Source organism: Chthoniobacterales bacterium (assembly GCA_036569045.1).
GTDB lineage: Bacteria > Verrucomicrobiota > Verrucomicrobiia > Chthoniobacterales > JAATET01 > JAATET01.
Genome location: DATCRI010000067.1, coordinates 1 through 21786, shown reverse-complemented (window position 1 = coordinate 21786; position 21786 = coordinate 1). Strand labels below are relative to the sequence as shown.

At 66.3% G+C, this 21786-nt stretch carries 23 protein-coding genes and 1 tRNA gene; 10 read left to right on the top strand and 14 right to left on the bottom strand.

What is annotated here, in order from left to right; translation table 11 throughout:
* Nucleotides 1-95 precede the first annotated feature (95 nt).
* From VIM61_12895 to VIM61_12850, 10 genes are all read left to right on the top strand, one after another.
* Nucleotides 96-1697 carry a sigma 54-interacting transcriptional regulator gene (locus tag VIM61_12895; protein ID HEY8901302.1) on the top strand — a complete coding sequence of 534 codons (1602 nt, stop codon included), beginning with the start codon at nt 96-98 and terminating at the stop codon, nt 1695-1697.
* A gap of 30 nt (nt 1698-1727) precedes the next feature.
* Nucleotides 1728-3290 (top strand): GMC family oxidoreductase, encoded by a 1563-nt coding sequence (locus VIM61_12890; GenBank protein HEY8901301.1) that lies wholly within the window; start codon nt 1728-1730, stop codon nt 3288-3290.
* A 168-nt stretch (nt 3291-3458) separates the two neighbouring features.
* Nucleotides 3459-3908 (top strand): YHS domain-containing (seleno)protein, encoded by a 450-nt coding sequence (locus VIM61_12885; GenBank protein ID HEY8901300.1) that lies wholly within the window; start codon nt 3459-3461, stop codon nt 3906-3908.
* Between the two features lie 2 nt (nt 3909-3910).
* Complete coding sequence (locus VIM61_12880; protein HEY8901299.1) at nt 3911-4615, top strand: DUF1223 domain-containing protein; 705 nt, start codon at nt 3911-3913, stop codon at nt 4613-4615.
* A 52-nt stretch (nt 4616-4667) separates the two neighbouring features.
* A complete protein-coding gene (locus VIM61_12875) occupies nt 4668-5075 on the top strand; it encodes a hypothetical protein (protein HEY8901298.1) in 408 nt (135 codons plus the stop codon).
* Nucleotides 5072-5590: a DinB family protein gene (locus tag VIM61_12870; protein HEY8901297.1), complete on the top strand. Its 519-nt coding sequence runs from the start codon at nt 5072-5074 to the stop codon at nt 5588-5590. The genes VIM61_12875 and VIM61_12870 overlap by 4 nt, the downstream gene beginning before the upstream one ends.
* A 5-nt stretch (nt 5591-5595) precedes the next feature.
* On the top strand, nt 5596-7206 hold the full coding sequence (locus tag VIM61_12865) for a VTT domain-containing protein (GenBank protein ID HEY8901296.1): 1611 nt from the start codon (nt 5596-5598) through the stop codon (nt 7204-7206).
* A gap of 5 nt (nt 7207-7211) precedes the next feature.
* The gene (locus VIM61_12860; protein HEY8901295.1) at nt 7212-7958 is read left to right on the top strand and encodes an NRDE family protein; all 747 of its coding nucleotides are present in this window, start codon (nt 7212-7214) and stop codon (nt 7956-7958) included.
* Nucleotides 7959-8033: 75 nt separating this feature from the next.
* Entirely contained in the window at nt 8034-8255 is a 222-nt protein-coding gene (locus tag VIM61_12855) for a hypothetical protein (GenBank protein ID HEY8901294.1), read from the top strand.
* A 43-nt stretch (nt 8256-8298) separates the two neighbouring features.
* A complete protein-coding gene (locus tag VIM61_12850; protein HEY8901293.1) occupies nt 8299-8532 on the top strand; it encodes a hypothetical protein in 234 nt (77 codons plus the stop codon).
* 72 nt (nt 8533-8604) lie between these two features.
* On the opposite strand, the gene VIM61_12845 is transcribed toward VIM61_12850, so the two are convergent.
* The 14 genes from VIM61_12845 to VIM61_12780 all read right to left on the bottom strand — a co-directional run.
* Nucleotides 8605-10407 (bottom strand): ferric reductase-like transmembrane domain-containing protein, encoded by a 1803-nt coding sequence (locus VIM61_12845; GenBank protein ID HEY8901292.1) that lies wholly within the window; start codon nt 10405-10407, stop codon nt 8605-8607.
* A 3-nt stretch (nt 10408-10410) separates the two neighbouring features.
* Nucleotides 10411-11094: a hypothetical protein gene (locus tag VIM61_12840; protein ID HEY8901291.1), complete on the bottom strand. Its 684-nt coding sequence runs from the start codon at nt 11092-11094 to the stop codon at nt 10411-10413.
* Nucleotides 11095-11179: 85 nt separating this feature from the next.
* On the bottom strand, nt 11180-12190 hold the full coding sequence (locus VIM61_12835) for a LacI family DNA-binding transcriptional regulator (GenBank protein HEY8901290.1): 1011 nt from the start codon (nt 12188-12190) through the stop codon (nt 11180-11182).
* A 2-nt stretch (nt 12191-12192) separates the two neighbouring features.
* Nucleotides 12193-13161: a sll0787 family AIR synthase-like protein gene (locus tag VIM61_12830; GenBank protein ID HEY8901289.1), complete on the bottom strand. Its 969-nt coding sequence runs from the start codon at nt 13159-13161 to the stop codon at nt 12193-12195.
* Nucleotides 13139-13741: an MSMEG_0567/Sll0786 family nitrogen starvation N-acetyltransferase gene (locus VIM61_12825; GenBank protein HEY8901288.1), complete on the bottom strand. Its 603-nt coding sequence runs from the start codon at nt 13739-13741 to the stop codon at nt 13139-13141. The genes VIM61_12830 and VIM61_12825 overlap by 23 nt, the downstream gene beginning before the upstream one ends.
* A 58-nt stretch (nt 13742-13799) precedes the next feature.
* The gene (locus VIM61_12820; protein HEY8901287.1) at nt 13800-15119 is read right to left on the bottom strand and encodes an MSMEG_0569 family flavin-dependent oxidoreductase; all 1320 of its coding nucleotides are present in this window, start codon (nt 15117-15119) and stop codon (nt 13800-13802) included.
* A 22-nt stretch (nt 15120-15141) separates the two neighbouring features.
* Nucleotides 15142-15420, bottom strand: a complete 279-nt coding sequence (locus VIM61_12815; GenBank protein ID HEY8901286.1) for an MSMEG_0570 family nitrogen starvation response protein — start codon at nt 15418-15420, stop codon at nt 15142-15144.
* 20 nt (nt 15421-15440) lie between these two features.
* Nucleotides 15441-16574 carry an MSMEG_0568 family radical SAM protein gene (locus VIM61_12810; GenBank protein HEY8901285.1) on the bottom strand — a complete coding sequence of 378 codons (1134 nt, stop codon included), beginning with the start codon at nt 16572-16574 and terminating at the stop codon, nt 15441-15443.
* Nucleotides 16567-17568, bottom strand: coding sequence for a Nit6803 family nitrilase (locus tag VIM61_12805; GenBank protein ID HEY8901284.1), 1002 nt, complete (start codon nt 17566-17568; stop codon nt 16567-16569). The genes VIM61_12810 and VIM61_12805 overlap by 8 nt, the downstream gene beginning before the upstream one ends.
* 20 nt (nt 17569-17588) lie before the next feature.
* Nucleotides 17589-18071: an MSMEG_0572/Sll0783 family nitrogen starvation response protein gene (locus VIM61_12800; protein ID HEY8901283.1), complete on the bottom strand. Its 483-nt coding sequence runs from the start codon at nt 18069-18071 to the stop codon at nt 17589-17591.
* Nucleotides 18072-18615: 544 nt separating this feature from the next.
* Nucleotides 18616-18691 (bottom strand) — tRNA-Phe (locus tag VIM61_12795).
* A 157-nt stretch (nt 18692-18848) separates the two neighbouring features.
* A complete protein-coding gene (locus VIM61_12790; protein ID HEY8901282.1) occupies nt 18849-19583 on the bottom strand; it encodes a hypothetical protein in 735 nt (244 codons plus the stop codon).
* A gap of 51 nt (nt 19584-19634) precedes the next feature.
* Nucleotides 19635-20426, bottom strand: coding sequence for an ATP-binding cassette domain-containing protein (locus VIM61_12785; protein ID HEY8901281.1), 792 nt, complete (start codon nt 20424-20426; stop codon nt 19635-19637).
* On the bottom strand, nt 20404-21786 hold a 1383-nt coding region (locus tag VIM61_12780), incomplete at its 5' end, for a ComEC/Rec2 family competence protein (protein HEY8901280.1). The genes VIM61_12780 and VIM61_12785, both read right to left, overlap by 23 nt.

Below are 21786 nucleotides of genomic sequence, written 5' to 3'. Positions count from 1 at the left end.
AAACGCGCCGCATGGTGGGCCATGCGGGCGCTACGAAGTTTCGTGGAATACGAAAACTCGTTTCTGATTGGGACGAGTTCTCGTAGTGAAACGGAATGAACGTCGCCGCATTTCCCCACGTGATGGTCTCGGCGGCGCAGAATCGGACGTTGCCGGAAGTGCTGCGGGCGATCACGAGCGGAATCGCCCAGTGCGGGAACGTCGCCCTCGTGCGCATCTGGCTGCTGAATGCCGGCGATCTCTGCGCGAGGTGCCGATTCCGCGAGGAATGTCCCGACCAGACGCGGTGCCTGCATCTCGTCGCCAGCGCGGGAAACTCCGACGATCCGGCGGTGAATCTCACGCGCACGGACGGCGGATTCCGGCGGTTTCCGCTCGGCAGGCGCAAGATCGGCCGCGTGGCTGCGAGCGGGCAATCGCTGCTGCTGCCGGACTTGCGCGGCGACGAGGAATGGATCGCCGATCCAGACTGGTTCCGCGACGCAAAGATCCGCACGTTTGCCGCGCAGCCTCTCGTCTTTCGCGGCGAGGTGCTCGGCGTGCTCGGCCTTTTCGACCGCGCCGTGCTGGGCGAGGCGGATTTCGAATGGCTGCGCGTCTTTGCCGATCACGCAGCGGTGAGCATCGCGAACGCGAACGCCTTCGAGGAGATCGCCTATCTCAAGGAGCGCCTCGAGGAGGAAAACAGCTACCTGCGCGAGGAGGTGGACGCCGCCCGCGGGCCGGACGATCTCGTGGGCGAAAGCGCCGCGTTGCGCAAGGTGCTCCAGCAGGTCGAGCTCGTCGCGCCGACCGACGCGACCGTGCTCGTCACCGGCGAGAGCGGCACGGGCAAGGAACTCGTCGCGCGCGCCATCCACGAGCGCAGCGAGCGGCGGGGGCGGACGATGATCGCGGTGAATTGCGGCGCCGTGCCGGAGGCGCTGTTCGAGAGCGAGTTTTTTGGCCACGTGAAGGGCGCGTTCACCGGCGCGGTGCGCGACAAGGCCGGCCGCTTCGAACTCGCCGATCGCGGCACGCTCTTCCTCGACGAGATCGGCGAGGTCCCGCTGCCGATGCAGGCGAAGCTGCTGCGCGTGCTGCAGGAACAGGAGATCGAACGCGTGGGCGATCCGCGTCCGCGCAAGGTCAACGTGCGCATCATCGCCGCGACAAACCGGGACCTGAAGGCCGAGGTCGAGGCCGGGCGATTCCGGCAGGATTTGTTCTACCGGCTGAGCGTCTTTCCCATCGAAAACCCGCCGCTGCGCGAGCGCCGTGAGGACATTCCGCGCCTCGCCGATCACTTCATCCGCACCGCCGCGAAACGCATGAATCGCCGCGCTCCGAAATTCACGCAGGCCGCCGCCCGACAGCTTGCCGCGCGCGACTGGCCCGGCAACGTGCGCGAGCTGCAAAATGCCGTCGAGCGCGCCGTCATCCTCGCGCAGGGCGGCCCGCTGCAATTCGATGCGCCCGCGGTCTCCTCTCGAACCCTCGCTCCAATCTCCGCGGATGCGCCCGTGCTCACACGCGCCGAATGGAAGCAGCGCGAACGCGAGAGCATCGCCGCCGCTCTTGCGCAGACCGGCGGACGGGTTTTTGGCCCGGACGGCGCGGCGGCCCTCCTCGGCATGAAGCCCACGACGCTCGCGTCGCGCATCCGGGCGCTCGGCGTCGCGCGTCCAGACTCACCGCCGCCTCGCGGTTCCGTGTAAGGAATCGCTCCAGGCGTCGACGAATGGCGCATGGAGCACTACGACGTCATCATCATTGGCACGGGCGCGGGCGGCGGCACGCTTGCCTGGAAACTGGCGCCAAGCGGCAAGCGCATCCTCCTCATCGAGCGCGGCCCTTACGTTCCCCGCGAGAAGGACAACTGGAGCACGAAGGCGGTCAACCTCGAAGGCCGTTACAACACGAAGGAAAGCTGGCGCGGCGCGGACGGCAAGCCGCTCCACCCGCACACGAACTACTACGTCGGCGGCAACACGAAGTTCTACGGCGCCGCGCTCTTCCGCCTGCGCGAGCGCGACTTCGGCGAGCTGGCGCATCATGGTGGTATCTCGCCCGCGTGGCCGATCTCCTACGACGACCTCGAGCCCTATTACAGCCAGGCCGAGCGGCTCTATCACGTGCATGGCGTCGCGGGCGAGGAACCCACCGAGCCGCACCGCAGCGCGCCGTATCCCTACGCGCCGGTCAGCCATGAGCGGCGGATGCAATTCCTCAGCGAGGATTTCGCGGCGCAGGGATTGCGCCCGTTTCACACGCCGCTCGGGATCATGCTCGACGAGAAAAACCCGCATGCCAGCCCGTGCATCCGCTGCAGCACGTGCGACGGGCATCCGTGCCTCGTCAACGCGAAGGCCGACTCGCACGTCTGCTGCGTGCGGCCCGCACTCGAGCATCCGAACGTCACGCTGCTCACCGACACGAAGGTCACTCGCCTTTTCACGAACGGCAGCGCGCGCGTCGTCGAGGGCGTCGAGGTCGAACGTGGCGGAAAAACGGATCGCTTCTCCGCGGACGTCGTCGTGCTTTCCGCCGGGGCGATCAATTCCGCTGCGCTGCTCCTGCGCTCCGCGAGCGACAAACACCCGCAGGGCCTTGCAAACGGCTCCGGCGTCGTCGGTCGCCACTACATGGGCCACACGAACTCCGTGCTCGTCGCGCTCTCGAAATGCGAGAACCCGACGGTCTTTCAAAAGACGCTTTCGGTGAATGATTTCTATTTTGGGGACGACAGCTTCGAATTCCCGATGGGCCACATCTCGTTCGTTGGCAAGCTCGACGGCGACACGCTGAAGGCCGGCGCGCCACCGGTCGCTCCTGGCTGGACGCTCGACCTCATGGGTCGGCACTCGCTCGATTTCTGGCTGACGTCGGAGGACCTGCCCGACCCGGAGAATCGCGTCACCCTCGACCGCGACGGGAACATCGTCCTCGCCTACAAGCCGAACAACGAAGCCGGCCACAAGCGCCTCATCAAGCGGCTCGAGCACCTCATGCAGGCGCAGACCTCGTGCCCGCACCACGGCCACGACTGCCATCAGGGCCTCTTCGCGCGAAACCTCTTCATCGGCCAGCGCATCCCGCTGGCCGGCGTCGCGCACCAGAATGGCACGATCCGCTTCGGACTCGATCCCGCGACAAGCGCCCTCGACGTGAACTGCCGCGCGCACGAGGTCGACAACCTCTACGTCGTGGACGGCAGCTTCTTCCCGTCGAGCGGCGCGGTGAATCCCGCCCTCACCATCATCGCGAACGCCCTGCGCGTCGGCGACCATCTGCTGGAGCGGCTCGGATGAGGATTCCGCTCGCCATCGCCGCGCCTGCGCGCGCGAAGACGCCACCGCACGCCGTGAACATCGCCCGGCCACGGCCAGGCCGCCACGCCCGGCTTCTCCGCGAGTTCTCGCGGCATTGAAAAATTTCCCCGGAATAAACCCAACCCGCAAACCCTCGAAATCCACATCATGAAACGTCTCGTTACCACCACTGCTGTGCTGCTTGCGCTAGCCACCGCCGCTTTCGCAAAGGACCTCGTCAACGTCAACTGGAGCGGTGTCGCCATCAGGGGCTACGATCCCGTCGCCTACTTCACCGACGGCAAGGCCGTGAAGGGCGACGCGAAGTTCCAGAGCTCCGACAAGGGCGCGATCTATTACTTCGCATCGGCGGACCACAAGGCCGCGTTCGACAAGGATCCCGCGAAATACGAGCCGCAGTTCGGCGGCTTCTGCGCCTACGCGGTCTCGAAGAATTCCACGGCGGGAATCACCCCGGAGGCCTTCCAGATCGTGGATGGGCGCCTGCTTCTCCAATACGATCTCGATGTCCGCGAGAAATTCAGCGCCGATACCGCGGGCAACTTGAAGAAGGCCGACGCGAACTGGCCCGGGATCGTCGAAAAGAAGGGGAAATAGCCATGTGGCTGATCGGTGTGCTCCTCGCGATGATGGCCGGGCCTGTCGTCTTCGAGAGCGGAGAGGATCGGGCCACGCTCGTGGAGCTCTACACCTCCGAGGGATGCAGCAGTTGCCCGCCGGCGGAGGAGAGTCTGGCCGGCCTTCGCAGGGATCCCGGTCTTTGGTCGGAGGTCGTTCCGGTCGCCTTCCACGTGAACTACTGGGACGACCTCGGCTGGCCTGATCGCTTCGCGTCGCCAGCCTTCGCGCAGCGCCAGCGTAACTACGCGGCCCGCTGGCGCGCGGAGACCATCTACACGCCCGCCTTCGTGAGCAACGGGCGGGAAGGCCTCGTCGTTCTGCCTTCCGCCAGGGAAGGAAGACTCCGCGCCACGGTCGATCCGTCGGGGCGGATCGCGATCACCTTCCGTGCGGCAGGAAAGGTCCCCGGTCCGCTTGTCGCCGAGATTGCGCCGCTGGCCAACGACATCGCGGTCGACGTGCGTCGCGGGGAGAACGCGGGCCGCAAGCTCGCTCACGAATTCGTCGCCCTCGCGCTCCTCTCGGTGCCGCACGAGCCGCACGAGCCGCACGAGGGGGAATTCACCGCGGCAGTCGACCTGCCGAGGAAAACACCGGCTCCGATTTCCTCCGTGGCTGTCTGGGTGCACGCCGCGGGCGACCCCGCGCCCATCCAGGCCACCGGCGGGTGGCTCCCAAAATGACGGGCCCGCGAGTGTAAGGAATCGCTCCGTCCCTCGACCAATCACCAAACCCATGAACTCCATCACCAAACCCGAAATCATCATCGCCTGGATCTGTCGCGTCGTCGCCGCCGTCATTCTGCTGCAGACGCTATTCTTCAAATTCACGGCCGCGCCGGAATCCGTCTACATCTTCACCAGGGTCGGCCTCGAGCCGTGGGGGCGCATTGGCTCCGGCGTCTTCGAGCTCATTGCGGCCGTTCTTCTCTTCGTGCCCGGTCTCACCTGGCTCGGCGCGGCGCTCGCCCTGGGCGTGATCGGCGGCGCGATCATGAGCCATCTCACCGTGCTCGGCATCGAGGTGCAGGGCGATCACGGGCTGCTCTTCGGCCTCGCGCTGGTCGTCGCGCTTTGCTCCGCGATTCTCCTTCTCATTTATCGCCGCTCCATTCCGGTCGTCGGCAGTCTGATCGCCCGATGAACGCGCTTCTCGAATCCGCCCGCGAAGTGCTTGCGCAGGGCTCCGCGCTCCTGCTCGCGCTGGACGATGTCGCCTACGCGACCCGACTTCCGGCTGCCTTCAATGCCTCGATCGGCGGCCATGTTCGCCATTGCCTCGACCATTTCCGCAGCGTGCTGGACGGACTCGATGCCGACGAGATCAACTACGACGCCCGCACGCGGGACCCTCGCATCGAGAATGTCCGGATCGCGGCGCTGGCGGCCACGCGTCGACAGTTGCGCGAGATCGAGTCGCTCGATGCGGCGGTGCTCGATCGCCCCATCCGGGTGCGTGCGAAGGTCTCCTACGCTGCGGGCGAATCGTCGACGGCGGAGTCGACCGTTGGGCGCGAGATCATGTTCGGCATCGTCCACGCCATCCATCATTACGCGCTCGTTGGCGTGATGGCGCAGATGCTTGGCGCGACGCTTCCCGATGGATTCGGCGTCGCGCCCTCCACGATCAAGCACGAGCAGGAGCGGCTGGCCGCCTGACGTCGATGAATCTCGACACGACCAGCGCCGTCGGCCTGTTCCTTTTGACCTTCGTGTCGGAGGATGCCGCGACTCTCGGCGGCGCGGCGCTGTCTTCGCTCGGCCGGATGTCCCCCGACACCGCGTTCCTGGCCTGCGTGCTCGGCATCTGGCTTGGCGACCTCGGGCTGTTCCTGCTCGCGCGCAATTTTGGACGCCCGATTCTCGAGCGCCTTTGGCTGCGCAAAGCGCAGACGGCGCAGAAGATCAAGCAAAGCGAGACCTGGTTCGCGCGATTCGGCGGCTGGGCTCTCGTGCTGTGCCGATTCGTTCCCGGATCGCGGCTGCCCACGTTCGCCACGGCCGGATTGTTGCGCATGCCCGTCGCGAAGTTCACGGCGATCACCGCCGCGCTGGCGGTGCTTTGGGTGGGGCTGGTGTTTGGGCTCGTGCGCCAGTTCGGAGCCGCGGTCGGGATGTTCGCGGGGAGCTCGCATGGAGCGATCGTCGGAGGCGTCGTCGCGATCGCTCTCGGCCTTCTCGCGGTCTGCGCGGGGCATTGGGGCTCCGTGCTCCGGCGCCGCCTCGGATCGCCCCGCGTGCAGCGCTGGGTGCAGTGGGAGTTCTGGCCCGCATGGCTTTTCTATCTGCCGATCGGCGCGAATTACGTCCGCCTCGCTCTGAAATATGGCGGCTTCAACGTTCCGACCTGCGCGAATCCCGGGATGTTCACGGGCGGACTGATCGGCGAATCGAAATTCGCGACGCTGGCGGATCTCCAACGCACGAGCCCGGAGTGGACGGCGAACAGCTTTCTCCTCGCGGAGGGTGGGGAACGTCTTGCGCATCTGGAGGCGCTTGTGGCCTCGGGTCAGCTATCGTTTCCGTTCGTGCTGAAGCCCGATGTGGCCCAGCGCGGGAGCGGATTCAAGGTCGTCCGGTCGATGGCGGACGCCGGGGCGTATCTTTCCACCGTGGATGTCGCCATCGTCGCCCAGGAATACATTCGCGGGCCGCAGGAAATCGGCATTTTCTATTACCGGCTGCCGCACGAGCACGAGGGTCGTATCTTCGCCATCACGGAAAAAATCTTTCCGGTGGTTTTCGGCGACGGGCGGCGCACGCTGGAGGAGTTGATTCTTGCGGACGCGCGGGCCGTGCTGCTCGCCGACGTTTACCTCCGGCGTTTCGCTTCCGAACGGGCGCGCGTGCCGGCATTCGGCGAAGCGGTGCGTCTCGTGGAGGCGGGCAATCACGCGCAGGGCTGCATTTTCCAGGACGGGATGCACCTGTGGAGCGCGGGCCTCGAGAGGCGCATCGACGACATCTCGCGGGCGCTGCCGGGTTTTTTCATCGGCCGTTACGATGTGCGATTCGAGTCCGTCGCGGAGCTGCAGAGCGGAGGCGGATTTTCCATTCTCGAGCTCAATGGCGCGGCGTCCGAGGCCACCAGTGCCTACGACGCGCGCAAGTCGCTCGGCGAGGCCTATCGGTTGCTCTTTCAGCAATGGGAACTCGTCTTCGCCATCGGCGCCGCCAATCGCCGGGCCGGCCATCGCGCGGATTCCCTCGGCGCGCTCTGGACGGAACTTCGCCGCTACCGGCAGCGGAGCACCTGCCATCCCCTCGCGGACTGACGACCATGTGCACGGTTTCCTTTCTTCCCGCCGGCGACGGCTTCCATCTCGCGATGAATCGCGACGAGCAGCTTTCCCGAAGAGCGGCGCTGCCTCCACGGATTGCGAAATGCGGCGCCTTCCGCGCGCTCTACCCGCACGAATGGAGCGGGGGGACGTGGATCGGTGTCAATGCCGTCGGGCTCACCTTCGCGCTGATCAACTGGTATTCCGAGCCGCAGCGCCTTCGGGCCGGCACGGTCAGTCGGGGAGAGGTGATCCCGGCCCTGCTCGGGGCGGCGACAGTCGCGGATGCGGAGGCTCATTTTGGAGCGCTCCCTGTCGCGTCGATGAATCCGTTTCGTCTGATCGTGATTTCCCGTCGGGAGCGAGCGTTGTGCGAGTGGAAGTCGAGCGGCGGAAATCTGGAAGGGACCTCGTTTTCCTGGGAGCGGCGACATTGGTTTTCCTCCGGCTTCGACGAGGCGGCGGCGAATCGCGTGCGGGCGCTCACCTGTGCGCGGGCCTCGCGGCTGGCGCCGCCAGCTTCCCCGGCCTGGCTGCGTGATCTCCATCGTTCGCACCATCCCTCCAAGGGCGCGCTCTCGATCTGCATGCATCGGATCGATGCGTGCACGGTGAGTTTCACCGAACTCTCGGTGACCGGGAGCTCCGCGACGATGTCGTATCATGCGGGGCCGGCCTGTGAACGCGGCCCCCGGTTCGTGAAGGCGTTGCGACTGTCTCGGCAGATTCCGTGCGCTGCGGCGTAAGGAATCAAGCGGCTCTGCGACTAATGGGTAAGCGCGTGAAGTGCGCGCGGAAACCCAAACTCAACATCGTAATCCATGAAAATCCTCTTCCTGGGCGCAATCGCGCTCGTCAGCCTCAGCTCCGCCGCCTTCGCGGTGGACGCCACCACGAACATCAACACCGTGACGCTGCCGCATCCGGTTCGCTGTTCCGTCTGCGGCGCTCCGAACGACGTCGTCGTGACGGTCGGCAAGAAGAACACGCTCGAGATCAAGCTCAAGCGCAGCTCCGCAACGGGCAATCCGCGCGGCAGCTGATGTCTCATCAATCCGAAAAATCTCGAACCGAAATCCACACATCATGAAAAAATCCATCAACGCGCTCACCCTCGCGGCCTTGGGCATCGTCGGGCTCGCCGCCGCCGCCTTCGCGGAAGACGCCAGCTCCAGCAAGGGCTACACGACCTTTCCGAATACCGTTCGCTGCCAGGCGTGCGGCGCGGAGTATCACGTGCTCGCCCGCGCGACGAAGGACAACGCCATCGAGGTCAAGCTCGAGGCCATCCAGAAGGGCGCGAATCCGAAGGTTCACTAACCGGCTGGCTTCCGTCGAAACGAAAGCCGCCGCCTGAGTTCTCAGGCGGCGGCTTTTTCGTGCACGGAAGGCCTAGTTGCGAAGCTTCCAGGATTGCACGCGGAGGATGGGCGTGCCGTTGTGCAGCTCCAGCGCACCTTCGACATCCAGCACGTGAGCCGCGAGATCCACGGGCACGTCGAGGGATCGGCCGGGCGCCCCGACAAGCAGGACGACGACGGTGTTTCCGGCCTCGTCCTGCACGAGCAGCCCCGGAGGGGCGCCGCCGCTCAGACAGCGAATGGCGCAGGCGCGGTGAACCTTCCCGACCGCCGGGCGCATGACGCCGAAGAAGCACTTCGTATCGACGAGCTCGCCGGTGAACGTGCCGATTCCGAGAGGGGTGACGCGTTCGACGGATAGCGGGGCCGCGTTGCGACCGATCACGGTGAACGAGGCCGGGTCGTTCATTTCGATCATCGCCACACCGTTGCGCGAGATCAGGCTGCCGCGAAAGCGCACGCGATCGCCGTCGTGGCCGCGGATGACGGACGGTGGCCCAAATTTTCCCGCGCCCACGAGGAGGAAGTTCATGCCGTCGGCGGAGGGGCCCGCATTCACCTGCAAAAGCGGGAGCGGCGTTTCGCGGAGGGTGCCTTCGAAAGTGCGCACCACTCCGAACTCGAAGATGCCTGCATCCACGGGAGCCTGGAACCACGCGGTCATGCTGGCCACGCCCGCGGCGAAAAGCAGGAGAACGACAACGACAGCGCGCGTGAAGCGACGTTGCGCCGGTGCCGCTTTTGCCTGCCAGCCGATATAGAAATCCGGGGGCGCGGATGGCACGCCGGACGCCGGGGCGGGGACGCCTTCGGACTTCGTGCCGGGCGGCAGGGCCTTGGCTTGCACGAAAATCTCGCCGTCGATCACGCGCACGGCATAGGTCGGCGCGACCTCGGTGAATGGGGGCGGGCTGCAGCCGTCTTCGACGCGGTATTGGTAACCATGCCAGGGGCACGTGAGGCAGCCGCTGACGATGCGGCCTTCGCCGAGCGGACCGCCCTGGTGCCGGCAGACGTTGGACAGCGCGAAGATGCGGCCTTCGCGAAGAAAGAGCGCGACGCGCTGATGGCCGGCCATGACGACCTTGCCGATGCCTTCCTCGAGGCCATCTGCGCGCAGAACGGGCACGAATCCGTCGTCGCGGGCAAGGATTCGCTGGCGATCGATGCGGCGTTCCCGGGCGAACGCGGCGAGATGGAGCGAGACAACGACCGCGAAGCCGGAGCCGAGCAGAATCGCCAGCGCCGGGGCGCGCTCGGATTGCAATGCACCGAGACAGACGTGCGCGAGGATGAGCGCATACGCCGCATAGACGAGCATGTGGAGCGTCTTCCAGAACGACGGGCCGAGGTTCTTCAACCAGAAGTCGTGGCTGGTGGCGGCCATGACGAACAGGATGACGAGTGCGGTGAGTCCCAGCGCCTCGAATGGGAACTGGCCGATGTCTCCGGATAGATAATCGCGGCGACAGGCGGTGAGCACGCTCACGAGGGGATTCACATCGCCGCCGGCGTGGAACTGGACGATGGCGAAGATTCCGTGCCCCAGGGCCAGCAGGAACATCGTTACGCCGAGATGGCGGCGATTGTAGAGCAGCGGCAGGAAGCGGCGGTCCAGTCGGGTGAGCGGGCCGATTACGAGGATGACATGAAGCAATGCGAGCGCGGCGATGGCGGTGAAGCGAATCACGAACGTTTCGACCGTGGTCGCGGGGCGCAGCAGAAAGGTGATGGCTGCGTAGACAATCGCGCCGAGGGCCAGGGCCAGCCCGAGGGCGAGGTCGTAGCGCCGCTTTTGCCGGTTCCAGCCGACGGCGAGGTAGGAGACGGACATGGGTCAGGGAAGGGGAAGGATCTCGAGGACGCGCTGCTCTCCGGCGAGAGCGATGAAGGTCAGGACGCCGCCCTCGGCTCCGGATGGGAGAGGAAAGGCGAGACGGGCTGGGCCCCAGATGGTGCCAAGAAAAACCGCCTCGGGACTGATGCCGTCGGCGATGGCGGCCGGGCTCCAATAGACGGCCACAACCGGATCGGCGAGGGGACGGGAGATGACCAGTCGCAGGGTCCGCCGGCCGGCGACGAGGGTGGTTTCCGCGCGAATGGGAAGCTTCGTTGCCGCGAGGGAGGCGATGGCGACTTCGGTGGAATTTGCGGCCTCGTTGAGAGGGATGCGGGACGACGGGGGCTCGACTCGGAACCTCAGAGCGGCGATGCCGATCAAGGGAACAAACAGGGCGATAAGGATAAAGGCGAGTCCGTGGAGGCGTCGCTGAGCCGCCGGCGGGATGGGCCATTCGATGTCGAGAGGGGGCCCCGATCGCCGAGACACCTTGCGCAGGAGCAGGGGCCAGAGCGCCACCGTGGCCGGGAGGATCGCGAGGCGAAATCCCCGGGAACCCGCCTTCGCCGAGGGGTCCAGTTTTCCAGACCAATGACGCACGAACGGAATCGAAAATCCGATACCCAGCGCCGCGTAGATCGCGACGCCTATCCAGAACCCACTGACAATCGTTTCAGCCATCCCGCCGATTGGTCGGTCCGGACGAGAGATCCTTACAAAATTTTTCCGGCAGAAAGGAACGGGCTTAGACTGTTCGTCGAGGGCGTTATTTCACCAATGGCAGCGTGTCACCGCTTTGCCAGCGTCCTTTGATGAGCACTTCCTTCGGGAGGGGACCCGCGCCGAGTGCGTTCGTATTCAGCTTCTCGACGACAAGGTCGAGCGCGGCCGCGCCCACAGCGGAAAGGTTGCCATCGATGCCCGCCGCGCCACCCATTTCGTCAGCGGTGCGGTAGAGGTAGGCGAGGCCGATGTCCTGAGGCACCCATATCTTCTTCTTTGCGAGCAGACTGCGGAGCGGCAGCTTGTAAACGAGCAGGGCGTCGGGATTGTTGCGATAGAGCCAGTCGTAGAAGCATGCGGGATCGACATCTCCCGAGGGGATGAAAGGCGCGCATTGATCCTTCTTCGGCACGCTGCGCTGCCAGTCGAGGAAGGCGCCTGACCAGAGATTGTTCGAGAGGCGATTGTTGAACTCGGGCACGGCGAGCGCGGGACGGCGATAGCCGGCGCGGCGGATTTCGTCGAGCGCGAGCTGGACGTTGAAGAAGCCGTGGAAGTTCGCGCGATCGACGGTGATGTTCCGAAAATACGCGCTTAGTCCCGCCACGGCGAATCCCTCCATTGGAAACGCGATTTCCTCCTCCTCGCGGGCGAAGCCCAGCAACACGCCGCGGATGCCGCGCGTGCGCAGGGTGGCCGCCAGGCGATCCGCATTCCCGCGATACGCGTTGAGCGAGAATATCTCGATGCGAAACCCAAGCGCGTCGGCGCGCGCCTGGATGCCGTTGAACTCCCATCGGCACACGTCCTTTGCCCGCCAGTCCTGCGGGCCGCCGTAATGCGTGACGAGAGCGATGACGTCCACCTCGCCGTTTCCGGCGCGCCGCCGGCGCGTGGACATGAGCGCGCTCACGAGGGGATTCGGGCGATAGCCCATTTCCTCGGCGATCAGCCGCGCTCGTTCCCGCACCGAGGGGCTGATGCGCGGGTCGTTGCGCAGGGCGCGCGAGACGGTGGAGGCCGAAACGCCCATCGTGCGGGCCACCTCGGCCATGTTCAAGGATTTCGCCATGGCTCCCCGTGGACACGCACAAATTCGGCGGTCGCTCCGCCTTGCGTGAAATGGATGGCCGGGCCGGAGTCGAGCCGGCCGATGCGCGCGCAGGTGAGTCCGCGCTCGCGAAACTTCTCGGCCACGGCATTCGTATGCGCGGGGTCCGCGGTCAGCAGGAATCCGTAGCTCGGGAAGGAGAGCAGCCAGCGCTCGAGTTCCACGCCATCGGGCTGCGGGAGCGCGTCGAGATCGAGCGTCGCGCCGCATCGTGATGTCGCAAGCAACATGGAGAGCGTGCCGGGCACGCCGCCGTTGCTGATATCCTTCCCGGCGGTGACGAGGCCGGCCTCCGCGAGCTCCGGCAGCAGGTCGAGATCGCCGCGCAGACGCCCGGCGGGGCTGCCGACGCTGGCGTTCCAGAAAAGCGTCCCTTCCCCGCGGTAGGCGGCGCGCAGATCCACGGCCATGAGCAGGTCGTCGCCCGGGCGTGCGGCGAAGCTGCTGATCAGCTTTCGCGCACGGCCAAGCACCGCCGCGGCAAGCAGCGGCGTGCGTTCCGCTGGAAAGCGCGTGGTGTGCCCGCCCACGATGGGCACGTCATAGGCGACGCTGGCCGCCTGCATCCCGGCCCAGATCTCGCGCGCGACGACGGAATCTTCGTGGGCCCAAAGCACATCGACGATGGCGGTGGGATGCCCGCCCATGGCGGCGATGTCACTGATATTGACCATCACCGCGCAATACCCCGCAAACCACGGATCGCGCTCGATGAATGCCTCCATCATGCCCTCCGCGGCCAGCAGGAGGTAGCCGTCCCCGTCGGGAATCGCGGACGCGTCGTCGCCAACCGCCACGGAGCCCGCGACGGAAAGCGCCGGCGCGTAGGCGGAGGCGATGTGGAGCTTCTCGCGGACGTTCGGGTGCGCGCGCAGGGCGCGAACGAGTTCGTCAAGCGGCTTTGGCCCGGGCATCGACACACGCCTCGAACTCGACGAGCTTCGCTGGCGGATAGCGGTCGAGCTGGGCTTCCATGTGAATGTGCCGCCGTCCGAAGAGCATCTGCTCGCCGAGCGTCTGCCAGTGGAGGCGCTGGAAGAAGCGGGCGTTCTGCTCCTGCACGTTGGCGAGGAAGCGGTCGCAGCCGAGGGCGTTCGCGAGGGAGACCGCCTTGTAGATGAGCCCCGCTCCCAGCGCGCCGAAGCCCTTGTAGACGGGCTGGTGATTCCGCAGGCTCACGCCGGGGCTGAGCTCGAGCAGGCGGCGATACGGCCTGCTCACGCACAGCCGGCTGCCATACCACTCGCGCGGCGAGCGCTCGTCGATGCGCACGGCGCCCACGACTTCGTCCACCATGCCGGCGATGATCGTGGCGCAAATAATGGGGATCGCGCGCTCGTCGATCGCGTCGCGGTCGTGCTCGCCGAAGACGTGCTGTTCCTCGCAGAAGACCTCCTGGCGAAGATTCCAGTAGCCCGCCAGCTCGTGCGGCGACCGGGCAACCTTGAAGACGAAATCCGCGGGACGGTAGGGCGGGACGCGTTCGAGAATCATGGTGCAAACTCCTTCACTTCGTGGTTGACGCAAAGTTCATGCCAAATGGGGTGCGGCCTCAGGAGCCAAGGGCCCAGACATTGAGGGCCTGCTCGCTGGCGATTTTCGGCGCCTGCTGGCGGTTCGTGATCACGTCGGCCACATGCCACGCGTCGCGGGCGACGCCGGAGAACCGTCCCGAGCCCCAGGTGTATTGCCACGGCAGGCCGACGAAATAGACGCCGGGCACGGAGGTCACGCCGCGAACGTGGCTGGGATAGCCCCTGCCGTCGAAGAGCGGGATGTCCACCCAGCGGTAGTCGGTCGGGATGCCCGTGCACCAGATCACGGCGCTGATGTTCGCGTCGGCGAGATCGAGCTCGAGGGGATCGGCCGGCGGCGCCCAGGCGGGGGTGTAGCGGGGCTCTTCGGGCGCGGCGATGCCCTGCGCGGCGATGTATTTGTCGATGGAATCCTTGATGCTCTCGGCGACGGCGTCGGCATGGTCGAGGTTCTTCGTGAGATCGGGCGCGAAACGCAGCCTGCCGTCGCGGATATCGGTGAGGGTGCCGTAGAGCTGCACGCCCTCCGTCGCGAGTTTCCGGAGGTCGATGTCGCGCCCGCCGTCACGGCCGGTCACGTAGTGGTTCGTCTTCAGGCGCACGTTCTCGCGGTCGGGATGCTCGTGCACGGGCCTGTCGTAGTAGCCCATGTCGTGCAGCCATTCCACGACATCGCGACCGCGGTAACGCCGCGCCGTTCGGGGCGCCCCGCCGACGCAGAGGTGGACGCGGCGACCCGTGAAATGGAGGTCTTCCACGATCTGGCAGCCGGATTGGCCGGAGCCGACCACGAGGACTTCGCCGGGCGGCAGCGACTCGGGATTCGTGTAACGAAGCGAGTGCATCTGCACGATCCCGCCGGGCAGGCGCTCGCCCATTCGCGGAATCTCCGGCCGATGAAAGCCGCCCGTGGCCACGACGACGTGGTTGGCCGTATAGACGCCCTTGTCCGTTGTGACCTCGAACTCGTGATCGCCGAGCTGGCAGAGTCGGGAGACCGCCTCGCCCTCGCGCACCGGCGGGGAAAACGATCTCACGTAATCCTCGATGTAGGCCACGATCTCGTCCTTCTTCATGAACCCCTTGGGATCGTCGCCCGGGTAGTCGAAGCCGGGCAGGGCGCACTGCCAGTTCGGCGTGACGAGGCAGAACGTGTCCCAGCGCTCGGAGCGCCACGCCTCGCCGACCCGCTTCTTCTCGAAGAGGAGATGGTCGATGCCGCGTTGCTTGAGGCAGTAGCTCATCGAGAGGCCGGCCTGGCCTCCGCCGATGATGATGACGGTGTAGTGGTTGTCGGGCTGGGCGAGGCGGGTCGCCTCGGAAAGTCGCGGAGTCATGGTGGTGGGTTGAAGCAGGGGTTCAGGTGATGGAAAGGATGCGCACCTCGGCGTCGCCGGCGTAGAGGGAGGATTGCGCCTCGATCTCGGCGAGCTGCCCCGCGGCGGCCGAGCAGGCGAAGCCGTAGCGCGCACGCACGCGCTCGGAGGCCGCGGCGAAAGCCACGCGGCTGCGCTGCACAAACTCGTGGACGGTGAGGGTCTCGCCGACCTGGAAATGCGAGCGGATGATGGTGGACGGCGAGTAGCACGGCAGTGCTTTCCCGTCGGGGAGTTCAATGGTCAGAACAATTTCGGGCATGGTGTGGGTGATTTTCGGGTTCAGGCCGCGCAGGCGGTGCGATTTTCAAAGGCGGAAAGCGACGAGCAGGCGGCGCACTTGGTGCAGCCGGCCTTCGCGGTGTCGGACGTCATGCCTGCTTCGGTCAGCCACTCGCCGACCGGAGCGAGCACGGCGCGCATGAACTCGGGACTCGGCGGCGGGTGACCCGCCAGCGGCGTGCCCGTGACGGGGACGAACGGCACGATGAAGGGATACACCCCGCGCGCGATCAACTCCCTCGCGGCCTCGAGAAGATCCGCGGCGGAATCTCCCAGCCCCGCGAGCAGATACGTGCTCACCTGTCCGCGGCCAAACACCTCCACCGCCGCGTCGAACGCCTCCATGTAAAAGGCGCGCGGCACCTCGGCCTTGCCCGGCATGATCCGCCGGCGTACGGACTCGTCCCACGCCTCGAGGTGCATGCCAAGCGCATCCACGCCGGCGTCGCTCAATCGCTGGAACCAAGCAAAGTCGGCCGGCGGCTCGCATTGGGCCTGGATCGGCAGCCCCGTGGCCGCCTTGATCGCCGCCGCAGACTCGGCGAGCACGCCCGCGCCGCGATCGTCCGTGGCCGGCGTGCCGGTCGTCATCACGACATTGCGGATGCCGTCGAGCCGCTGGGCGGCCGCGGCGACCTCCGCGAGCTGGGCCGGGGATTTGCGCGCGATCGTGCGTCCGGCACGCAGCGACTCGCCGATCGCGCAGAACTGGCACTTCGTGCTCGCGTTCCCGTAGCGAATGCACGTCTGCAGCACCGTGGTCGCCAGCGTGTCACGGGAGTGAAGCTGCGCGATCTGCCAATACGGCACGCCTTCCGCCGTGCTCAGTCCGTAGAACGCCGGCTCGGGCGGAAAACTCACCTCGCAGAGCGGCTCTCCGTCCTGCTCCAGCCGCGAGACGCCCTTCGCGTCCGGCGCCGTCGCGACGAACGGCGACCGCGCCGCGCCGTCCGTGTGAATCGGCGCCATGATCGTGGTTCCGAGCACCGTTACCGCCTTGTGATCGGTCGGGCCGGCACCGCCTTTCCGCCCGGGCGCGCCCAGGATGCCGCTCTCCAGGCGCAACCCGCGCGATTGCAGCTCGGAAAGAAGAGTCTGCTTCCTCGCGGCCAGCACTGTTGGGAAATCAACCATTGGAAACCTCCAGTTCTTCGATGCCCTGCGCCGGCGGGAAGCCGGGCAAAATTTCACCGGCCGCCGGCGCGGCGCTCACCGGCGCGTAGGCCGTGCGGTCCACAACGAGCGAAAGCAGCTCCGGCCGCGCGTAATGCCCCACGGAATCCATCATGCGCTTGCGCTTCGTGATGAGCGCCATGTCGAGATCGGCAATGGCGATACCTTCCCCTTCGGTGATCGGCTCGCAAAGATGCGCGCCCTCGGGCGAGACGATCGCCGTGTGGCAGCCGCCCCGCAGGGCCTTTTGCAGCGAAGGGTCCGGCGTGATCGCGCCGATCTGCTCGTCGGTAAGCCACCCCGTGGAGTTCACCACGAAGCAGCCCGATTCCAGCGCGTGATGGCGGATCGTCACCTCCATCTGGCTGGCGAAGATCGGCCCGACCATGGACCCGGGAAACTGGCTGCAATGAATCTCCTCGTGCCCGGCCATGAGCGCATACCGCGCCAGGGGATTGTAATGCTCCCAGCATGCCAGCGCGCCCACGCGCCCCACCGCCGTTTCCACGGCCCGCAGGCCGCTGCCGTCGCCCTGTCCCCAGACCATGCGCTCGTGATACGTGGGCGTGATCTTTCGGCGCTTGAGCACGAGCGTGCCGTCCGCATCGAAGACAAGCTGCGCGTTGAAGAGCGAGCCGTGATCGCGCTCGTTCACGCCCAGCACCACGACCAGCCCGAGCCGGCGCGCCTGCGCCGACACAGCCTCCGTGACCGGCCCTGGCACCTCCACGGCCTGCTCGTAAAGCTCGAGATGGGGCGCGCCCATCCGCACCGCCGGCAGCACGAAGGAGAAATACGGGTAGCTCGGAACAAATGTCTCCGGAAAGACAATGAGTTGCGCGCCCTGCCCCGCCGCCCTCGACATGGCGTCGAGGATCTTCTCCGTGGTGCCGTCGCGATTCTGGAGCACCGGGGCGATCTGCACCGCCGCGGCGCGAATGGTGGCCTTGCTCATGGAAGCGACACCCCCGCGGCCTACAGATTCCAGGAATGGATCATCACGGCATTCGCCCGCTGGTGCAGCAGCACGATGTCGAGCACGTCCAGCGGGTTGATCGGGCGGATTCCCGGAATGAACGCCTTCTCCGTTTGCCCGTAGAGAGCCTGCGCCGCGAACCGGCAGGCATAGACCTTGCCGCCCTCCTCCATGAACTTCGCAAGACGCTGGTTGATGACGAGATGCCCCGGAAATGCCTCGTCGCCGAGCGTCGGGAAGCCGCGCTGGAAACCCAGCGTCACGCCCGGCCCGTAAAGCAGGATCGAGGTCTCGTAGCCCTTGCGGAGCAATCGTGTGGCGTTGAGCGTGTTCACGAGGCCGATGGAGCCTTCCATCGCCAGGCCGTGAAACGTGACGAGCGCCTTCTCGCCGGGATTCGCTTTGACGTCTTCGAAGACCTTCTCCTCGTAATCGACAAGGATGTCGCCGTTTTTGTAGGCCGGAATGTTTACAGTGGGCATGATGTGTGAGTGGTTGTGTTGAATTTTCCGCACGACCATCGGGTCGCGCTGTCGGGTGAACATTCAGCACTCGACATGCCACGGGGCGGCCATGCCCGCTTCACGCGCTCTGGATTTCGTGCACATCGTTGCGCATGAAGCCGAAACTTCCCGTCCCGAGAGCCATCCGCCTTTGGATCAGGCCACCGGGAAATCTGAGAACCTGTTGGCCTGCCTGCAAAGGATCTGGCAGCCATGTCTCAAATGCGGCGGAGCCTTGGCGGAGCAAACCGCCTGGCGCGGCCGAAATGCCGGCGGAATTTTTCTGGGGTGCTCGGCATTTCCCCAATGCCGCTACACGCGGCCGCGGTAGTTATCGACTGGAGTGATTTTTCTCGGTGGCCGCTCGGTCGATCGCGGGCGGACAATTTTCGAATCGGGCGGAGAAGTGGCGTATAAATTCAGCCCCTTCTCGTCGATTTCGTGCGCCTTCTGTTGGAACGGGTGAAATACAGTGAAAAGCCTGTAGAGCTTGTATTTAAGGCACTCTCCAGAGAGTTGAGAGTGGTGGCTGGAGAGGGAATCGAACCCCCGACACGAGGATTTTCAGTCCTCTGCTCTGCCAACTGAGCTATCCAGCCTTCGGGAAGGGACGGTTAGAATACGGACTGCGCCGCCGATTGCAAGCGTGCCGCGTGAGGAAATTTTTTGGGCGGCGGTTCGGGGGAGTTCGCGGTCTCGGAAAACGGAAAAGGCCGCCGGCGGTTTGCGCGGCGGCCTCGTTCGAGATTTCGGCGATTAGTCGGAGGAGAGGAGAAGCTCGTCGCGCTTGCTGGCGGAATCCTCGACATCTTCAGGGGCGGGAGCGTCGGCCTCGGGCTCGAGTTCGATCGTGGATTCGGCGACGGGGGCCTCTTCGACGACCGGGTCGATCACCGGCGTTTCCTCGACGATGGGCTCGGGGGCCGCTGGAGCGGGCTCCGGAGTCGAGACGGCTTCGGGTTTCGATTCGGCGGGAGCTTCGAGGACGGCGGCGACGTGTTCGTGCGCGGGCTCCGGCGTGGCGGCGGGAGCTTCTTCAACGACGGCGGCAGCGGCAACGGGGGCGGCGGCGCCAAGGGCGTAGCGGCCGGCGGCCACTTTGCTGATCTCGGTGAGCTTCTTGCCGGTGGTGGAGAACCAGACGTGGACGTTGGCGGGTTCGACGCCGAGCTTGTTCGAGAGTTCGCTGACGGAAAGGCCTTCCGGGCCGGCGGCCTCGAGGGCGGCGAGGATGCCTTCCTTCAACGCGCCGCGTTTGGCGCGGACGGGGGCGGCGGCTTTCGGGGCGGGGGCTTCCTTGGGAGCGGGCGCGGCTTTCGGCGGGGCCGGAGTGCGCGGGGCCCTGGCGACAGCGGTCTTAGGAGCCTTGCCGGTGACGACGGCTTCCATGTCGGCTTCGATCTTGGCGATCTGATCGAGCAGGCTCTGTTTCTTTTCGACGAGCTGGATGAGCTCGCTGAGAGCGGCGGGAGTAAGCTGGGTGAGTTCCATTGTTGTGTCAGTTTACGGTTGGGAGGGGCGGGAGTCGAGACAAGGAAAAAACTACGCTTCGGTCGCAAGGGGTTGGATGCGGAAGCGGCCCTGCCGGCGGATGAGCCGTAGCGGGGCCTTGAAGGCGTCGGAGAGAATGCGCTCGGTGATGACGCTGGCGACGGGGCCGGTGGCGAAGACGCGGCCATGGCAAAGGATGAGGGCGTGGGTGAAGACGGGGAGGATTTCCTCGACGTGGTGGGTGACGAGGACGAGGGGGACGGCGCGGGTGCGGGAACCGAGGCGCTGGACGATGGCGAGGAAACGCTCGCGGGCGACGGGATCGAGTCCGGCGCAGGGTTCGTCGAGCAGGAGCAGGCCGGGATTTGCCATGAGGGCGCGAGCGATGAGCACGCGCTGGCGCTCGCCCTGCGAAAGGATTTGCCAGGGCTTCGTGGCGAGGTCGGCGGCGTCGAGCTCCCGCAGGAGGCGCTGGGCGGTGGTGCGATCGGCCGGGGGGAGTTCGCCCCAGTAACCGGCCATCGCCTGCCGGCCGCCGGCGACGATCTCGAGAGCGGGGTCTTCGTCGTGGAGGAGCTGGGCGATACTGGCGCTGACGAAGCCGAGCCGGGTGCGGAGTTCGCGCCAATCGGCCTCGCCAAAGGTCTCACCGAGCAGGCGAACCTCGCCTTCGGTGGGCGTGAGGTAGCCGCCGAGAGCGCGGAGAAGCGACGTCTTGCCGGAGCCGTTCGCGCCGAGGATCACCCAATGTTCGCCGGGGCGCACGGCCCAGTCGACGGATTCCACGAGGGTGGCGGCGCCGCGACGGATCGAGAGATTTTCAACGGAGAGGATCGGGTGCATGCGAGAGGGGAAACATGCGCGGCGCTCCGCCCGTGGCAAGGAAAGGTGTTGCCGTGAATTGCCCGCGCTGCACGGTCACGGTGACGGCGCCGGTTTCATCCTGGCGATAGAGGGCGATGCCGAGGGCGTGAACGGCCTCCGGCCAGCCGGGGCGGAGGCGTTCGGTCGGCGGAAAGTCCGCGACGCTGGCGATGAGGGCCTGCGGCTTCGCGGCGCGGAGGAAGTCGGGATCGCCGGACAATCCCGAGATGTGGCGGCCCATCACGAGGAGGTCGCAGGCGAGTTCCTTCGGCGCATGGGCGAGGAGCCATTGCTCGGTGGCGACGCCCGCGTCGGACATGAGCAGCGCGGTGAATCCGCCCGCCTCGATGCGGAGAACGAGGGCCTTGTCGTCGGCGGAGATGCCGCGCGCATTCGCTGGCGGATACAGCACCGTGAGGCGCGCGGGCGGGGGGATCGGAGCGAGCGGGAGCGTGAGCCCGGTCTGCGCGCGAACGAGCGGAATGTCGCGGGCGGCAAGTATGGCGAGGACGCGTTTGCGGTTCGGCGAGCGGTCCGGCAGACCGGAGTCGAGGACCTCGCGCGGCGGGATGGTGTCGAGCAGGCGCTCGGTGCCGCCGATGTGCTTCGCGTCGCCGTGGGTGAGCGCGAGTCCGTCGAGGGCGTTCACGCCGTGCATGCGCAGGAAGGGAATCGTCACCGTGTCCGCGAAGAACTCGCCGCCCGGGTCGATCACCCACGAGAGGCCGTCCGCGAGAAGCACGGCGCTGCCGCCCGCCCCGGCGTCGAGCACGGTGAGCGTGGCGAAGGTGCCGGCAGGCGCGGCCGGGCCGACGTAGAACGACGAGCCGGGAATCGCGGCAAAGGCCTGCACGATGACGAGGAGCAGTTTCGCGAGCAGGAAGTTCGCGTGATTGAACACCGTCGCCAGCCACGGCGACACGATGCCGCTCACGATCGAGATCGCCGCGAGGCCGAGCACGGCGCTCGAGAGCGGCACGGCGAAGAGATTCGCGGGAATCGACGAGAGCGAGACGAGGTGGAAATACCAGATCGTGAGCGGGAGCGAGACGAGCCACGCGGCGAAGGAGACCGCGACGAGAGTGGCCGCCACGCCGGCGAGCTTCAGCGCAAGGTGGTGCAGCGGCCCGATGAGACGCGTGGGCAGGAAGGGATCCGGCTCGAACCGCGCGGTGATGCGGCTGCGGAGCGGGTGGGCGAAGAAAATAATCGCCGTCACCGCGCCGAAGGAGAGCTGGAAGCCGGAGTTGAAGAGCTGGCTCGAGTCGCCGAGCAGGATCACGAGGCCGGCCGCGCCGATGCTGTTCAGCGGCGTCGGCGGGCGGTCGAGCAACAGACC

Bases quoted from the DNA above. Each gene is read 5' to 3' on its own strand.
- VIM61_12815 (HEY8901286.1), bottom strand. From the start codon at position 15,420: ATGCCCGAAATTGTTCTGACCATTGAACTCCCCGACGGGAAAGCACTG.
- VIM61_12850 (HEY8901293.1), top strand. From the start codon at position 8,299: ATGAAAAAATCCATCAACGCGCTCACCCTCGCGGCCTTGGGCATCGTC.
- VIM61_12860 (HEY8901295.1), top strand. From the start codon at position 7,212: ATGTGCACGGTTTCCTTTCTTCCCGCCGGCGACGGCTTCCATCTCGCG.
- VIM61_12810 (HEY8901285.1), bottom strand. From the start codon at position 16,574: ATGGTTGATTTCCCAACAGTGCTGGCCGCGAGGAAGCAGACTCTTCTT.
- VIM61_12885 (HEY8901300.1), top strand. From the start codon at position 3,459: ATGAAACGTCTCGTTACCACCACTGCTGTGCTGCTTGCGCTAGCCACC.
- VIM61_12880 (HEY8901299.1), top strand. From the start codon at position 3,911: ATGTGGCTGATCGGTGTGCTCCTCGCGATGATGGCCGGGCCTGTCGTC.
- VIM61_12820 (HEY8901287.1), bottom strand. From the start codon at position 15,119: ATGACTCCGCGACTTTCCGAGGCGACCCGCCTCGCCCAGCCCGACAAC.
- VIM61_12830 (HEY8901289.1), bottom strand. From the start codon at position 13,161: ATGCCCGGGCCAAAGCCGCTTGACGAACTCGTTCGCGCCCTGCGCGCG.
- VIM61_12805 (HEY8901284.1), bottom strand. From the start codon at position 17,568: ATGAGCAAGGCCACCATTCGCGCCGCGGCGGTGCAGATCGCCCCGGTG.
- VIM61_12845 (HEY8901292.1), bottom strand. From the start codon at position 10,407: ATGTCCGTCTCCTACCTCGCCGTCGGCTGGAACCGGCAAAAGCGGCGC.
- VIM61_12790 (HEY8901282.1), bottom strand. From the start codon at position 19,583: ATGGAACTCACCCAGCTTACTCCCGCCGCTCTCAGCGAGCTCATCCAG.
- VIM61_12835 (HEY8901290.1), bottom strand. From the start codon at position 12,190: ATGGCCGAGGTGGCCCGCACGATGGGCGTTTCGGCCTCCACCGTCTCG.
- VIM61_12875 (HEY8901298.1), top strand. From the start codon at position 4,668: ATGAACTCCATCACCAAACCCGAAATCATCATCGCCTGGATCTGTCGC.
- VIM61_12865 (HEY8901296.1), top strand. From the start codon at position 5,596: ATGAATCTCGACACGACCAGCGCCGTCGGCCTGTTCCTTTTGACCTTC.
- VIM61_12840 (HEY8901291.1), bottom strand. From the start codon at position 11,094: ATGGCTGAAACGATTGTCAGTGGGTTCTGGATAGGCGTCGCGATCTAC.
- VIM61_12895 (HEY8901302.1), top strand. From the start codon at position 96: ATGAACGTCGCCGCATTTCCCCACGTGATGGTCTCGGCGGCGCAGAAT.
- VIM61_12800 (HEY8901283.1), bottom strand. From the start codon at position 18,071: ATGCCCACTGTAAACATTCCGGCCTACAAAAACGGCGACATCCTTGTC.
- VIM61_12890 (HEY8901301.1), top strand. From the start codon at position 1,728: ATGGAGCACTACGACGTCATCATCATTGGCACGGGCGCGGGCGGCGGC.
- VIM61_12870 (HEY8901297.1), top strand. From the start codon at position 5,072: ATGAACGCGCTTCTCGAATCCGCCCGCGAAGTGCTTGCGCAGGGCTCC.
- VIM61_12785 (HEY8901281.1), bottom strand. From the start codon at position 20,426: ATGCACCCGATCCTCTCCGTTGAAAATCTCTCGATCCGTCGCGGCGCC.
- VIM61_12855 (HEY8901294.1), top strand. From the start codon at position 8,034: ATGAAAATCCTCTTCCTGGGCGCAATCGCGCTCGTCAGCCTCAGCTCC.
- VIM61_12825 (HEY8901288.1), bottom strand. From the start codon at position 13,741: ATGATTCTCGAACGCGTCCCGCCCTACCGTCCCGCGGATTTCGTCTTC.